At 48.3% G+C, this 15546-nt stretch carries 17 protein-coding genes; 5 read left to right on the forward strand and 12 right to left on the reverse strand.

The window, feature by feature from the left end:
• Positions 1-40 precede the first annotated feature (40 nt).
• Positions 41-625: a DUF420 domain-containing protein gene (locus ACFVQB_RS29665; protein ID WP_379447909.1), complete on the reverse strand. Its 585-nt coding sequence runs from the start codon at positions 623-625 to the stop codon at positions 41-43.
• A gap of 377 nt (positions 626-1002) precedes the next feature.
• Between ACFVQB_RS29665 and ACFVQB_RS29670 the strand changes: the two genes are divergently transcribed.
• Entirely contained in the window at positions 1003-2193 is a 1191-nt protein-coding gene (locus ACFVQB_RS29670; protein WP_379447911.1) for a cation:proton antiporter, read from the forward strand.
• Positions 2194-2337: 144 nt separating this feature from the next.
• Here ACFVQB_RS29670 and ACFVQB_RS29675 read toward each other — a convergent pair whose 3' ends face one another.
• From ACFVQB_RS29675 to ACFVQB_RS29720, 10 genes are all read right to left on the reverse strand, one after another.
• Complete coding sequence (locus ACFVQB_RS29675; RefSeq protein WP_379447913.1) at positions 2338-2823, reverse strand: DedA family protein; 486 nt, start codon at positions 2821-2823, stop codon at positions 2338-2340.
• Between the two features lie 13 nt (positions 2824-2836).
• Entirely contained in the window at positions 2837-3382 is a 546-nt protein-coding gene (pssA, locus tag ACFVQB_RS29680) for a CDP-diacylglycerol--serine O-phosphatidyltransferase (protein WP_379447915.1), read from the reverse strand.
• Between the two features lie 20 nt (positions 3383-3402).
• Complete coding sequence (locus ACFVQB_RS29685; protein WP_379447917.1) at positions 3403-5208, reverse strand: sensor histidine kinase; 1806 nt, start codon at positions 5206-5208, stop codon at positions 3403-3405.
• Complete coding sequence (locus ACFVQB_RS29690) at positions 5157-5837, reverse strand: response regulator transcription factor (RefSeq protein ID WP_379447920.1); 681 nt, start codon at positions 5835-5837, stop codon at positions 5157-5159. The genes ACFVQB_RS29685 and ACFVQB_RS29690 overlap by 52 nt, the downstream gene beginning before the upstream one ends.
• 243 nt (positions 5838-6080) lie before the next feature.
• The gene (thiD, locus tag ACFVQB_RS29695; RefSeq protein WP_379447923.1) at positions 6081-6893 is read right to left on the reverse strand and encodes a bifunctional hydroxymethylpyrimidine kinase/phosphomethylpyrimidine kinase; all 813 of its coding nucleotides are present in this window, start codon (positions 6891-6893) and stop codon (positions 6081-6083) included.
• A 104-nt stretch (positions 6894-6997) separates the two neighbouring features.
• Positions 6998-7696, reverse strand: coding sequence for an ABC transporter permease (locus ACFVQB_RS29700; protein WP_379447926.1), 699 nt, complete (start codon positions 7694-7696; stop codon positions 6998-7000).
• On the reverse strand, positions 7689-8612 hold the full coding sequence (locus ACFVQB_RS29705) for an ABC transporter ATP-binding protein (RefSeq protein ID WP_379447928.1): 924 nt from the start codon (positions 8610-8612) through the stop codon (positions 7689-7691). Before ACFVQB_RS29705 ends, ACFVQB_RS29700 begins: the two co-directional genes overlap by 8 nt.
• 128 nt (positions 8613-8740) lie before the next feature.
• Complete coding sequence (locus ACFVQB_RS29710; RefSeq protein WP_379448155.1) at positions 8741-9664, reverse strand: sensor histidine kinase; 924 nt, start codon at positions 9662-9664, stop codon at positions 8741-8743.
• Positions 9665-9669: 5 nt separating this feature from the next.
• Entirely contained in the window at positions 9670-10389 is a 720-nt protein-coding gene (locus ACFVQB_RS29715; protein WP_379447930.1) for a response regulator transcription factor, read from the reverse strand.
• Positions 10390-10524: 135 nt separating this feature from the next.
• On the reverse strand, positions 10525-11367 hold the full coding sequence (locus ACFVQB_RS29720; RefSeq protein WP_379447932.1) for a DegV family protein: 843 nt from the start codon (positions 11365-11367) through the stop codon (positions 10525-10527).
• Between the two features lie 305 nt (positions 11368-11672).
• Between ACFVQB_RS29720 and ACFVQB_RS29725 the strand changes: the two genes are divergently transcribed.
• The 4 genes from ACFVQB_RS29725 (at position 11673) to ACFVQB_RS29740 (ending at position 15009) form a co-directional block, all read left to right on the forward strand.
• Positions 11673-12449 (forward strand): ABC transporter permease, encoded by a 777-nt coding sequence (locus tag ACFVQB_RS29725; RefSeq protein ID WP_379447935.1) that lies wholly within the window; start codon positions 11673-11675, stop codon positions 12447-12449.
• The gene (locus ACFVQB_RS29730) at positions 12446-13246 is read left to right on the forward strand and encodes an ABC transporter permease (RefSeq protein ID WP_379447937.1); all 801 of its coding nucleotides are present in this window, start codon (positions 12446-12448) and stop codon (positions 13244-13246) included. Before ACFVQB_RS29725 ends, ACFVQB_RS29730 begins: the two co-directional genes overlap by 4 nt.
• 22 nt (positions 13247-13268) lie before the next feature.
• Complete coding sequence (locus ACFVQB_RS29735; RefSeq protein WP_379448158.1) at positions 13269-14237, forward strand: ABC transporter ATP-binding protein; 969 nt, start codon at positions 13269-13271, stop codon at positions 14235-14237.
• A gap of 94 nt (positions 14238-14331) precedes the next feature.
• Positions 14332-15009, forward strand: coding sequence for a M14 family metallopeptidase (locus ACFVQB_RS29740; RefSeq protein ID WP_379447939.1), 678 nt, complete (start codon positions 14332-14334; stop codon positions 15007-15009).
• Between the two features lie 105 nt (positions 15010-15114).
• On the opposite strand, the gene ACFVQB_RS29745 is transcribed toward ACFVQB_RS29740, so the two are convergent.
• Complete coding sequence (locus ACFVQB_RS29745; protein ID WP_379447941.1) at positions 15115-15522, reverse strand: MerR family transcriptional regulator; 408 nt, start codon at positions 15520-15522, stop codon at positions 15115-15117.
• Between the last annotated feature and the right edge of the window lie 24 nt (positions 15523-15546).

Raw genomic sequence — 15546 nt, forward strand, 5'->3', positions numbered from 1 at the left:
CCGCAAGGCGAGCCGGAAATGCTCATGATATGTGAAATTATTAATAGTAAGGCGCCATCATCAGATATACAACTACACCCGTTGAACTTACGTAGAGCCAGATCGGCATCGTCCAGCGAGCAATTTTACGGTGTTTCTTCAATTGATTCGTCCAGCCCCATACCAGAGTGAACAGAGCAAGCGGCACAATAATGGCTGCCAGTATGCTGTGTGTAATCAGAATGAAGAAATAGATGGAACGAATGATGCCTTCTCCGCCGTATTTCGACGTTTCCGGAGACAGATAGTGAAACGACAGATACGTAACGAGAAATAAAAGGGTCGTTGAAAATGCAGCAAGGATGAAACGTTTGTGCAATTTCACATTCCGCTTGATAATGGCAATCAAGGCCGCAAGCAGGAAGATGAAGGTGAAGCTGTTGAACACGGCGTTAAACCGCGGCAACACTGTAATGTCAAAGGCTACATCGCCTTTGTATCCAATAGACGGTGCAAAGAACAACAATAAAATAATGACATTGGCGAGAATGGAGATGGTAATAATGATGCCTGCAAAATTTTTATTACTGGTCGGGGCAATCTGATTGGATTGAATGTTCGGGTCCCCTTTGTCCTGTTTGCCCAATGAAAAATCCTCCTTATATCCTAACTTCTATGTTCTATCTCATTATATCTTGCCATTTCTCGACTGTTAAGTGACAACACTCTGAACAAAAAGCATCGTCAGGTACCCTTAAAGTGCCCCCTTGAGGCCATTTTCATTAAAAGCCCACCATCACTGGTTTACCCCATCCTGTATTCATGGTATAATTAATGCAATTAATCACATACGCGTTGAACTGGAGGAGCCTGTCACCAAGGGCCCTCCTTGTCTTTTTTTAAGGTATAAAGCGGCACACTGACATACGCCGTTTTATGCCTTTTTTTCTGTTTTTAAGGCTGGAATGATCTTCCCTTGGGCTGGTTACCCTATAAACGCTATTACTGGAAAGGAGAACAACTATGGAATTTGTTTTGGTACTTGCACTCATTCTTATTTTCACCAAGTTGGCTGGAGATTTGTCGGTAAGACTCGGTCAGCCATCGGTATTGGGCAAATTGATCGTCGGCGTTATTCTCGGACCTGCACTGCTCGGCTGGGTCCAACCGAATGACTTCATCCATTATATGGCCGAAATTGGGGTATTACTGCTCATGTTCATTGCTGGACTCGAAACGGATTTGGAGCAATTGAAGAAAAATTGGAAGGCAGCCTTTGCTGTTGCGGTGGGGGGGATCATCTTACCATTCATCGGAGGTTATGGAGCTGCCGCTGCTTTTGGCATGTCGCAGACACACGCTTTGTTCTTTGGACTGTTGTTCTGTGCCACTTCGGTCAGCATCTCGGTTCAGACTTTGAAGGACATGAATCAGCTCAGCTCTCGTGAGGGTACAACGATTCTTGGAGCAGCTGTGGTCGATGATGTACTCGTTGTGGTCATCCTCGCTATCATGATGAGTTTGCTCGGCACAGGTGCAAACGATACTTCAATCTCTCTGCTCATTGGTAAGAAGCTGTTATTCTTTGTTGTTATTATCGCTGCCAGCTGGTTCCTTGTTCCACGGATTATGAAGTGGATGGCACCGCTGAAGGTCACGGAAACCGTGATTACAGCCGGATTAATCATTTGTTTTAGCTTTTCGTACTTTGCGGAATGGATGGGTGTTGCAGGCATTATTGGGGCCTTTGCAGCGGGTATCGCCATCTCTCAAACGAACTTCAAACATGAGGTCGAAACCAAACTTGAACCGATTGCTTACGCGATTTTTGTCCCGGTATTCTTTGTAAGTATCGGTTTGAACGTGACTTTTGACGGCGTAGGTTCACAAATCTGGTTCATTATCGTCATCAGTCTCATCGCCATTGTAACCAAGCTTCTGGGCGGCGGAGCAGGTGCGCGTCTGACCGGATTTGATCGCTCATCCTCCCTCGCCATCGGTGCAGGTATGATTTCCCGGGGGGAGGTTGCTCTTATTATCGCCTCCACCGGACTTGCTTCCGGATTGCTAGACGCTGAGTATTTCACCAGTGTGGTCATCATGGTTATTGTTACAACCCTGGTTACGCCACCTTTACTCAAAATCACCTTTGCACGCAAAAAAGGAGAACCCCAGGTTGAAAAAGGCATTGAGGACTCCCATCTAAGCGGGTAAAACCAAAATTTATTATCAGCTCACCGTGCATATTGCGGTGGGCTTTTCATTTTTCAAGGGAATTAATTAATACACAAACAAAAAAAGACCACTCCATTAACAAGAGGTCTTTATCCTCGCCTGTTCATAACAGGCTGTCCCATTTTAAGTTAACACACCTACGTAAAAACCGATCGATATAAAGACAACACACCATATAAACGCCCCAATGCTGGAGACAAGCACATATCGCCCTATGGCCATGCGGCTGATCCCGGAGAAACAACACATCAGATGACGAATGCCTGGAATGAAGTAGCCCAGTATGATGGACCAGTACCCATATTTCAAAAACCAGGACTCCACCCTGACCAGCCGTTTGGCGTTGACTCCGACCCATTTACCATACTTCTCAACCAGTGGCCGACCTGCCTTCTTGCCAATCGTGTAACTCAGAAGTCCTCCAGTAAATGCTCCACCAAAACTGACAATGATGGACACCGAATAATTCAGCACCGAGATGGAGGCGAGATAACCGACAAAGGTCATCATCACCTCATCCGGAATAGGCATGCCAATCACGCCAAGAGCCAGCAGTCCGTAAATTGCGAAATAACCATATTGACCAATAAATTCTCTTGCAAATTCCATACTGACTCGCTCCTTATTTCGGTTCCACAATATCCTTCTCATGGGGGGCTAGCACTTGTTTTAGAGACGGGAATCGGATTTGGCTAACCATTAGACCGGATAATACGATAATGACAAGATAGGCTACACCATGAGTAAAATAAGGACTCCAGAGCGCGAAAAAGGACATAAGACCGCCTGCAAACGTAATCGGCATACCCACAAAACCATGGCTTGTTGTCTTCTGGCAATTATAACGTGCGAGACGCAATGCTCCACAAACCGGGAATAATGCCGTCAGCGCCATACCCAGTGCATTTACTTCGTTCATGGAGTTCAAATAAAGGATCAGCACGGGTGCGGTCCCGAACGAAACAACATCAGCCAGTGAATCCAGCGCTTTGCCGAATTCACCCTCACAATGCAGCTTGCGGGCTGCAAACCCGTCAAACAGATCAAAGAACATGGCTACCCAGATCATCGTCACTGCCAGGGCAAACTCGCCATGAATAGCCATAATGACAGCCAGCATACCTGAAGTTAAGTTGCCCAACGTTAGAATGGACGGTAAAGATTTCATAGACTTGACTCCCCTTCGTACTAAGCATTAGGAAAAATAATATAAAAACGGACTCCGTCCGGCGTGTTCTCCACGCCATAACTGCATCCATGCAAATCGAGAATCTGCTTCGCGATGGCCAGGCCGAGCCCGGTCCCCCCCATTTTGCGATTACGCGAGCGTTCCACACGGTAGAATCTTTCCCAGATGTACTGGCGCTCCGCTTCCGAAATCTGCTCGCCCTGATTCTCGATGGAGATTCGAACCTGCCCTTCCGGCCTGCTGATCCCAATCATAATATCGGTCTTAGGAACGGCATGGCGTATAGCATTCATCATCATATTATAGATGACCTGCTCCAGCTTGCTGCGGTCTCCCTCAACGGTCTGCTCGGTGGTGGAGACCAATACGACCTCCAGTTCCTTTTCCTTCAATTGTGGACCCAGACGTCCGGCAATATCTTCAATCATATCTCCAAGAGCCACTGCATCGGTGTTCAGCTTAATCGCTTGGGATTCCAGCCGTACCAGATCCAGCATCTCTTCGACCATCGTTTCCATCTTGACCGCTTCATCGGCAATGATTTCGATGTAACGCTCACGTTTGCTCTCACTGACCCCATCTTTCAACCCTTCGGAGTACCCTTTGATGATGCTGATTGGCGTTTTGAGCTCATGGGATGCATCGGCAAAAAATTCCCGTTGACGCTGTTCAATCCGCTGCTTCATCTCCATATCGGTACGCATCTGGCTGTTCGCCTGCCTTAGTTCTTCCAATGTCTGACCCAATGTCGTCGACAGCGCATTGAGACTATTGGACAGACTGCCAATCTCGTCATTACGGCGGATTGGAGATTTCACTGTGAAATCAAGGGTGGACATCTTTTTGGCAACATGGTTCAGGGCAAGCAATGGCTTGGTGACGATTCGGGACAGGAGCAGTGAAAGGAACACAATCAGTACAAATGCAGCAATACCAAAATACGCATAAAATAGTTGTGTAGCTTCACTCGCCTCCCTCATCTCCTGCAAAGACGTCAGGGAAAAAATGAGCTGCTGCTGAGGTCCGGAGCTGTGCACCGGAGCAATCGTAAGCACATTTCGTACTCCACTCCAGCTGTCGGTCCATTCCTCATTAATCATTTTTCCGTTGGCGAGACTGATCTGGTCTTCCGTAGACAGCGGGAAGCGGCTATCCAGCGCCTGCACGAGCAGACCCTGTCTCTGGCTCCATGTTCCCAGGTTGGGAAGAACAACTTCCTTCAATGTTCCTGACCATTCTTCTACCGGCTCCGTTAACTCCTGAAAATCCTCCGTTCCGCTGACCACAGAACTCTGATCCTTTATCTTGAGCGGATAAACCATAGGATCATTCATGCCACTTGCCGAACCTGTAACGGTCAGTTGCTGACCATACTTCAAGTGTGAAGCAAGCCATCCTGCGTTCTCGCTGTTGATAAACAACGACAGAGATATATTTACCTGCTTGCCATCCTCTTGCAGAAGCACGATGTGGAATGGGTCATTGACCAGCTTGCCTGTATTCGTCAAAATGACCAGATGCGACTGATTCTGGCGCATGAACTTTCCGGTTTCCTTAGCCAGCTGCACATCGCTCCAATGTCCAGTGGAATATTGTTGTTCGAATTTCGTCAATTTTTTCTTAATGCTGCTGATCTTCTGATGCTGGTAAAAGTCCGGGAACCAGACCAGTTGGGCAATCACCGTTGTTCCATATAGAAGAAGCAAAAACCCGGCCATGACCAGAAACAGTTTCATCGTTACACCGTTACGTCTCATGCCTCGGCCTCGAATCGATAACCCGTACCGATAACGGTTCGGATACACTTGGCTTCATCCCCAAGCTTACTGCGAAGCTTTTTGATATGGGTATCAACCACACGCGAATCGCCCTCAAAATCATATCCCCATACCCGATTAAGTATGGCATCACGGGACAGTACAATTCCCTGATTGCGAGTTAAATACAGCAACAGGTCATATTCTTTTGGAGCAAGCTCCACTTCGATCCCATCCTTCTCAAGCCGCCGCGCCCAGGGATCAAGTGTGGCACATCCAAACCGGATCACACTCTGCTCCTTGCTAACGGCACCCTCTACCCGCTTCATTAATGTCTCTGCACGTGCCACCAGCACACGAGGACTGAATGGCTTCGTAACATAATCATCCACGCCGAGCTGGAAGCCATGAATCTTGTCATCATCTTCCGATCGGGCAGTCAGCATTATAATAGGTACGGTCGACTGGGAACGAATATGCCCACAGAGGGTCCATCCATCCATTTCTGGCATCAGCACATCCAGAATGACCAGATCCACTTCATGCCGTTCCAGCAATTCCAGCGCCTCCACCCCATGTTCTGCTTCAATAACGTTCCATTGTTCTTTTATGAAATAATCGGCCACAATCTCACGAATGCGGCTTTCGTCTTCCACCAGAAGCACTGTTCTGACCATGGCCGACTCTCCTTTTAGCATTCTGTTGTTAACATAACGATTCCGTGTGTCGTCCGTGTGTCCAGCCATGTTCTGGAATGAACTCCATCTTATATACGATTAATATATACCAAAAGTTACTAAATTCTATACGTTTTCGCACAAAAAAAGAAGCCGTCAACGAGCAAACCCCTGCTCATTGACAGCTACTTTGGCTAAAACCATGCTTTTTCTCCGCGATTACACACTACACGTGCGCACCGCTTAGCGTTGATTCTCCAGTCGGTGTGCTACATGCAACGTTGGGCCAACAAAGCGGTTCAGCGGGAATCCGCCAGCAATCGCTTTGGTCACGAAGGCTTTACCTTCACGAACAGCCTCTTTCACGGTAAGACCGCGCGCCAAACCTGCGGTAATTGCCGCAGATGTGGTGCAGCCTGCACCGTGTGTATATCCGGAGCCAACAACATCGGCTTCAAACCATTCGTAGTTCGTTCCGTCATAGAGAAGATCCATCGCTTTGCCCGGGTTAATAACGCCTCTGTCCTTGATCAGGACATGTTTCGCCCCATGATCGTGAATGACAGCTGCTGCAGCTTCCATCTGCTCCTTGGAGCGGATCAGTCCACTTTTCGCGAGCTGCGATGCTTCAAACAGATTCGGGGTAACCAGATCAGCACCCGGCAACAGGAATTCGATCATTGCTTCTGTATTCTCAGGCTGCAGCACTTCGTCCGTACCTTTGCAGACCATGACCGGATCGATAACGATCTGTGGCAGTCCGGCCCGGCGGATGTGCTTCGCAACCAATTCAATGATGTCTACAGAACCCAGCATGCCCGTCTTCATTGCATCAAAACCGATACCATCCAGAACGGTGCGCAATTGAGCCTCGACTACATTTAATTCCACAGGAAAGACCTGGTGATCCCACGTATCAGGCTCCATCGCCACAACAGTAGTCAGCACAGTCATGCCATATACACCAAGCTCCTGAAAAGTTTTCAAATCTGCTTGAATCCCAGCACCGCCGCTCGTATCCGAACCAGCGATTGTTAATGTTTTTGGAATCGTCATGGTAGTTGCATTCTCCTTCATCCTTCAGTTGACATTATCCTATCCCTTGTAAGAGCGGATGTCAATGGCATGTGAAGCCATACGGAGTATGGTTTTCAGAGGAATCAGTTCACATCTTTTGTCTCCAGACGAATCATGGACAGCGAAGCAATCCACAGTCCAATCGCCCCCAACGTCAGTGGAATCACAACAAGCGTGTTGATGGAGAACGTAGGCCCGTTGAATCCTGAACATACTACAAGAACAAGCAGAGTGGATGATACCAGTGTGGTCGTGACCGAATGTTTGCGCATCCCGAAGAATAGAGGGATCAGAGCCATGCCCGCAGCGGACAAGGAACTAATGGTGTACTTCAGCAGCAGTACCCGTGCATCACTCATCGTCAACGTATCGGGAATGAAGGAGTAGAATTGGTTTGTGATAACCAGCAATGCTCCCATCAGCAGATCGGTAAACAAAATCATCACAAAGGTAAAAACAAAGATGATAATCAGCTTGGCAGCAATGATTTTATGGCGTTTGATCGGGTAGGTAAACATGACGTTCATCGTTTTATTTCGATACTCGCTGATAATCAGTTTCGCTATCAACGCACCGCCAAAGATGATAAAAACAGCTCTGGCAAACGTATCTATTAACATGAAGGAGACTTGGTAATCGGCAAAAGAGTAATCTTCAGCCCCCTGATCAGTGAATCCAATCATGATGAGAAACAGGATAAGGACGAGATTGGCGATACCTGCTGTTCTGAAACTTCGGGCAAACCGATGTTTGCGCAGTTCCAGCTGGATCAGTTTAAGCAACGTCCCCATCCCCTTTCATTAAGTTCATGAAGTGTTCTTCCAATGAATGTGCCCGTTTGAAAATGGATTCAATCTCAACGCCATGCCCGATCAGCTTGCCTGTCAATTCCGATGGAGCAATACCCGGATCATAGATGCGCACGGTATGGTCATCGATCATTTTATAATTTTTTAACCCAAGCTGATGCTCCATTACATACGTTGCTTTACGCGGGTCCAACGTTTGCAGCTCAATGTACTCGCTGTGGCTCCCTCGAATGCTGTCCATCGATACTTCTTCAACCAGACGCCCATTGCGAATGACCCCAACGGTGTCTGCAACCTGTTCGATTTCGCCAAGGATATGGCTGGAGATCAGCAAGGTAATACGATATTGGGAACTGAGACGTTTGAACAAATCGCGCATCTCCTTGATTCCTACGGGATCGAGCCCATTGATTGGTTCATCCAGAATGAGCAGTTCCGGTGTTGTGATAAGCGCACGAGCGATGCCAAGTCGCTGCTTCATCCCCAGAGAGAAGTCACGGACAGGCTTCTTGCCTGTGTCCTTGAGACCTACATTTTCCATCATGTCGTTAATGACCTTTTTGTTATGAAACCCCATGTATTCACAATGGAGATCCAGATTTTCCTTGGCGGACAGATTATCGTAGAAAAAGGGATATTCAATGATGCTGCCCATTCGTTTCAGCAATTCATAGGATGTCGGGGTGAGCTTTTCTCCGAACAACTCAATCTCGCCTACAGTGGGCTTCACCAGGTTGGTCAGCATCTTCATCATCGTCGTTTTCCCCGCTCCATTCGGACCGAGAAAACCGTAAATCTCCCCTTGCTTGATACTCATATTGACGTTTGATACAACCTCTGCCCCTGCATACGTCTTGGTCACACCTATGGTCCGCGCAATATATGTCATGTTCTTATTCTCCTTTACGTTCGTCCCTGACGGGTTCTTATATCTGTATTGTAAAGAGAAAAGTCTTCTTTTTTATTAATCAAATCTTACAAAAACCTTAAGCTTACCGGGCAAGCTATACAACGCATCTAACAAGGTTTTAAAGAAACCGAAAATACAGTTCGTACATAAGGTACACTATGCAACTCAATACTTCCACCCATCCGTTCCACCAGCCGCTTCGTAATGGTCAGTCCCAGACCACTGCCTTGATAGAGACGATTACGGGAATCCTCCAGCGTATACATGCGTTCAAATACACGACTGTGCTCCTGTTCAGGAATGCCCTTGCCCTGGTCCCAGATGTTAACTGTCACCTGTTGCCCTATTGAATACTCCAGTGAAAGGCCAAGCACCTTGCCATCGGCTCCATATTTCATGGCATTTGTAATCAGATTATCCAACACACGGTCCAGTGCCTCCTCATTGCCTTTCACGAAGACATCACTCTCCGGAATGGACAGTTCCACTTGCACACCCAGACTCGTTAACATGTCATAAAAAGAGATCATCTTCAAGCGACACAATTCGCTTATATTGACTCTTGTCAGTGCAAGCTCCGTATCCCCCGACTCCAGCTTCGCCAGATCAAAAAAGGAATGAATCAGACGCAGCACTTCCTGCGCTTTATCCTGGATTTTGCTGGTCATAATCACGCGTTCCTGATCGGTTAAGGAAGTGCTGTGCAGCAGCGTTTCACTATAACCCAGCACAACCGTGAGGGGCGTCTTCAGATCATGTGAGATATTGGAGAGCATGTTACGCATCTCCTTCTCCTGATTGGCATAACCCGCCTCAGCCCGATGTGCATGATCCAGTAACTGATTCATGTCCTTAAGGAGCTGGCTGATTTGGGGGTCACTGTTAAAGACGAGCAGACGCTCAAATGTACCTTTATCTATAATAGCGGTCAATTTCTCGTGTATGTAGGTTAGATGGGTACTGCGTTTATGCAGCCTTACGCTCAACAGAATGACGACTAGAGCCAATATCCCGGTAGTAAAAGCCAAGATCAACGTCACGCCGGGTCCACCTCCAGCTTATAACCGATACCCCACAATGTCTTGATATACCGGGGGTTGGATGGGTCAACTTCCAGCTTCTCGCGCAGACGGCGCATATGAACATTAATGATATTTTCGTCGCCGTAATAATGATCGTTCCAGACAGAAGCGTAGATTTGAGCCTTGGTAAATACTTTGCCAGGGTGGGTGACAAACATTTTTAGAATGCCAAATTCCTTGGAAGTAAGTTTTACAGGTATGCCTTCACGCTCGACCTCATACGTTTCCGTATCGACCACAAGTCCGCCAATGTGTATGCGCTGTGCCTTCGGAGCGGCTGCAGTTGCAGGCTGTGCGGTATAGTTGGCACGACGAATAGCCGCCTTGATGCGAGCGGTCAGCTCGATCAACGAGAATGGTTTGCTCAAGTAATCATCCGCGCCGAACCCAAGTCCGAGGGCTTTATCCACCTCTCCGTCCTTTGCAGACAGGATAAGCACAGGCACCAGACTGGTGGCACGGATGGTCTGGAGCACTTCCATCCCATTTTTGTGCGGCAGCATCAGATCGAGAATGACCAGGTCATAGCCTGACGATGATTGGCTGAATTGACGTTCCGCCTCCAATCCGTCATATGCATACGAGACGTCATAACCCTCTTTTTCCAAATAAGGACCGACCATTTCACTAATTGAGCGATCATCTTCAACAAGCAGCAAGCGATAACTTGACACAAGATTCCCTCCAACATGAATGTTTTCCTTTATTACCTCACAGTTTGCATCAATTGGCAATGTAATACGAAAAACCCGGCAGGATCGCCACTTCATGTTTCAAAGTGAACCTCCTGTCAGGTCTCATTTACAACCTTATACCGTCTCGCTTCGTATCCAGCACAGTCCAATCGTTCCCGCACCTGCATGAATTCCTACCACAGGGATAAAAGGCATAATTTCCGTCTTCAAGCGGGGGAGCAGATCTGCAATCTGCTGTTTAATTGTAACGGCTTCTTCCTGATTGTTTGCATGCATGATGCATACATGCTTCACTTTCCCCATATCCACCTTGAGCACATCCAGCATGCGCTGTTTGGCCCGTTTGAACGTACGAATTTTCTCATTCACAACCACCTTGCCCTCTTCGAATCGAAGGAGCAGATGAATTTTCAACAATTGGCTAAGAATAAGCTGGGTCCCCGAGACACGCCCACTGCGGTGCAGATGCTGAAGACTGGCCGGAATGAGGTAAAAGGACATGTTATCAATCATCTGTTCGATGTGAAGTTTGATTTCGGATGCAGTATGGCCTTGCTTTTGCCATTCCAGTCCTTGCAAAATCATCTCCCGCAGCGGATAAGCGCCTGCTCTGGAATCAATGGCGGTAACCGTCACACCTGCGATCTCGGCAGCCTGCATCGATGTGTGCAGTGTTCCGCTAAGCGCAGTGGAGCAATGAATGGTAATGATCTCATCGTACTGGCCTTTCAACGATTCATACAGTTCAATAAATTCACCAATCGGCGGCTGTGAACTGCTTGCGTGTGAAGCCCCCTCGAGTTTCTCATAGAACAATTCCGACGAGATGTCTTCCGTCTCCCGATAACATTCCTCTCCAAAAACGATGCGCAGAGGTACGATGTACACATGATTCTGCTCAGCAAATAGCGGATCGAGTGTGCTCGTACTGTCCGTGACCCATGCAATTTTCCTCATTCCAACCTTCTCTCTTGCCGGATTGTTGAAGCTGTATCCTCAATCGTCAGGCACATGCCCGGCGGATTATTTAAAATTTGAATAGTTCATATTGTAAACGTTTGCGTCTTTGCTCCCCAATTATAAAGGAACGGACAAACCGCTGTCTTGTGGCGCATTGTTGAACAGCCTCATTTCTTCCGGTATATGCCAAAAAAATGTCTTGCCTGTGAAGGAATTAATTGGTATGCTGTTGTCCTTCTCTCTTTTTCGCCTTGACTGAAGTGAACGGAAACGCCGTTCAACCAACTTATCGGAGGTGTCACATGCTTTATTTCACTCTGGCTTCCAAAGCCTATTCCCGAAATCTGCAATACCGCGGGTCCCACATGGTAAATAACCTGGCAAGCGCCATGTTCGGTTACATGTATGCCTGTCTCTGGATTGGCATCGGGGCCGATCACTCTCTCGGAGAATACGGGACACAGGGGATGGTCAGTTACATTGCGTTTACGCAATCCTCTCTCTGGATCTCGGGTTTTCTCACCAATGGACTTGGTATTCCACTCACGGTCAGGACAGGGCAGATCGCGCTTGATCTCATGAGGCCGGTTCATCTGTTTACCCACCTGATGGCACGTGAATGGGGGCAGGTCTCCTACCAGTTCGTGTACAAAAGCATTCCGATTTACCTGCTCTTCTCCATCGTATTTTCTCTGCAATGGCCCTCAGAAGCCTCAACCCTGTTATTAGCCGCAATTGGTCTTGCCGGCGCATCCTATTTATCCATCTGTATGAATTACATTATTGGCGCCACCGCGATGTGGACTACGGAGTCCTCCTGGCTGCATTGGGGCAATCACGCCATGATGAATCTGCTCGCTGGTTTCTTCATTCCGCTGGAATGGCTGCCAGACTGGCTGGAACGAATCGCCTGGTTATCACCCTATCCTTTCCTGCTCTATGTACCGACCCGAATTTATCTGGGATACGAAAACGGCTCCTTGTTATGGGGAACCTTGATTTGGTGCGTCCTCATGACGTTCGTCTGTCTGGCGATCACCCAGTTGCTGCGCCGTAAAGTGGAGGTGCAGGGCGGATGAAAACAACTTCCTGGTTTACTTTATATAAAATGCTCATTCGAACAAGCATCCGCAGTCGGATGCAATACAAGTTCAATTTCATCATGGCCTCCGTTCTGGCCGCATTTATTCAAATCTCCGAGTTTCTGATGGTTGCTCTGGTGCTGCACAAATTCGGAGCCATTAAAGGCTGGTCCCTTCATGAAATTGGTTTCCTCTTCGCGATCATGACCCTATCCAAGACACTATATCGAACGTTTGGCAACGAAGTGCATCATTTGGAAAAATATCTGGTCGGCGGCGAACTCGATCAACTGTTAACCCGTCCAATGCCCGTATTGCTGGCCTTACTGCCACAAAACTTCCGCATCATGGCTGGTGAAGTGTTACAAGGCGGGTTTATTCTTTGCTGGTCTCTCGCAGGCATGATGCATAGCGGACAGATCGGCTGGACCGCCATTCCCCTCTCTCTGTTCGTCATCCTGACCGGTGCTATTATTCTTTTTTCGATTGGGCTTGCCACGGCAACGCTTGGATTCTGGACCACACGCATTGAAGAGCTGCAGACCATCACCGAGGATGCGGCGCGTAACGCTGCCCAATATCCGCTGACGTTATATCCCAAATGGATTTCTGGCATTCTGCTGACCGTGATCCCGGTGGGTTTCGTCAACTATGTTCCGTCACTCTATCTGCTTCGGGGCGAATTAGGTGCATGGGTTCTTGTTGCGATTGTCGTTGTAGCCGTCCTGAGTCTGGCCGCAAGTCTGCGTTTCTGGAAATTCGGTATAACCAAATATCAAAGTACAGGTAGCTAAGGAGGAAAATATCGTCATGACTATGATTACAGCGCGGCATCTGCAAAAGGAATTCAAAACCCCCGTGGTACGCGAGGGCCGGTTCTCCGGGCTTCGCACCTTGTTCTCACGTGAGTATCTGTCCAAGGAAGCAGTTCGAGACATTAGCTTTGATATTGGCAAAGGAGAATTTGTTGGATATATCGGCCCGAATGGGGCTGGCAAATCCACCACGATCAAAATGCTAACGGGCATCCTTCATCCAACCTCGGGTGAGGTATTGCTCGGTGGCATGAATCCACACCAGGAAAGACGCCGCACGGTTGGACGCCTCGGTGTCGTGTTCGGACAGCGCAGCCAGCTCTGGTGGGATCTGCCCGTGAAGGATTCGTATGATATTCTGGCCGAGATGTACGGAGTCCGTACGGAGGACAAAACGAAACGTTTGGGCCAGTTCGCCGAGCTGCTGGATCTTGAATCGTTCTGGGCTACGCCTGTCCGCAAGCTCTCTCTTGGACAGCGGATGCGTGCCGATCTGGCAGCTTCCATGCTGCATGATCCTGAATTGCTTTTTCTCGATGAGCCGACGATTGGACTGGATGTGAACGCGAAGCGGAACATTCGTCAATTTCTTCGTACATTAAATGAGGAGTTTGGCAAAACGATTTTGCTGACCACTCATGACATGGACGACATTGAGCAGCTATGCAGCCGGGTGATGGTGATCAATCACGGTCAACTTACATATGACGGCTCCATCCCCTCTCTGCGCGACACCATCGGTCTGCCAACGCTTATCCGGGTGACATATCGCGGTTCGTTTCATATCCCGGATGCCATATCATCCGCCATTCAGATTACAGGGGCAGAGGGCCGGATCGTCACTGTCGAAGTGAATCGAAAAGAGTGGAGCACGATGGACATTCTGAAGCAGCTCGAACAATGGGGCGAGATTGAGGATGTCGAGATGAAAGAACCGGATTTCGAGGATATTATTCATCGAGTGTATTGACTGGCCTATTTATTCAGAACTCGATCAGGGCCTGTTCAAATGCCGTTACATGCGGGGAGGACATGACGTACTGTAATAGCGGAGGTGAAGTGTCATGCTTGTTACCAAACACACACTTGCTGCGTCCACTGCACACGCTACTCCCTATTACCTCGTTCGAGGCACGAAGCCCGGTTCCGTCGTCATGATTACTTCGGGAGTTCATGGAAATGAAACCGCGAGCATAGCCGCTGCGCAGAAGCTGGCTAATGACTGCATGGCAGGGCGACGACACGTGGTTCGTGGACTCCTCATTATTGTTCCACGAGTGAATCAGAAGGCTTATCGAAACAAAAGCCGAGGAAAGCCCGATTTAAATCGCACGTTCCCGCGGCATATTTCTGGCAAAGCCAAACACCCGCTTGCTTTCGCAGTCTTTCGGCTTGCCAGTCAATATGGACCTGCCTGGTGGCTTGACCTGCATGAAGCCAATGGATTATCCCAACGCAGCTCGCGGGTACTGGGACAAACCTTGATTACCAACCCAGGCAATGGGGCTATTCCGGTATGCAAACGAATTATAGGACGAATGAATCGGTCGATTCCCATTCGTGACAGGCACTTCATTCTGAAGCAACACGAGTTGCCCGGTTCAGCACGAACAGCCGCAGCTCGCCTGCTTCAGGCCCGCTCGGTTACGGTGGAGACCTGCTGGAGTTTGGACCGTTCAGACCGGATCAAATATCAGACGGAAATTGTGCACCATTTCCTGCGCGAAGCAGGCTTGTTCTGAATCGTTATGAATAACCAGAAACATAAAAGACACCTTCAAAGATATCTCTCACGCCAGACGCGTCAGGGATGATCTATGAAGGTGTTTATTGGTTACAGGGTTACCTTATGAATTCCCATCTTCCTTGTTGATCCGAAAAGATTCAATGTAATTGTGAATATCGTGCTCTGGCGTCAGGAGTAACCCGGCAAGAAGCGTCTGCATCTGCTGCAGGTTATCAATATGCAACTGAATCTCTTCAATTCGGTCACGTACGAGTGTTTTTAGTGCTTCACTCTCCATGTCCTCCTGACTAAGCAGTTGCAACGTATCCTGTATTTCCTTTAAGGAATAACCCAGCGATTGAGCATCCTTAATGAATTTGACCTTAACCAGATAATCCTCCGTATACACACGATATCCGTTGGACGAACGACGGGGAGCAGGCAGAATTCCGCTGTCCTCGTAATATCGGAGCGTTGCCATGCTCACACCCGTACGTTTGGCTAACTCTCCTCTTGTCATGGTCTTCATGCTACTCCTCCATCCATCTTCGCG

It is taken from the genome of Paenibacillus sp. NPDC057886, assembly GCF_042796655.1.
In the GTDB taxonomy this organism is placed as follows: Bacteria; Bacillota; Bacilli; order Paenibacillales; family Paenibacillaceae; genus Paenibacillus.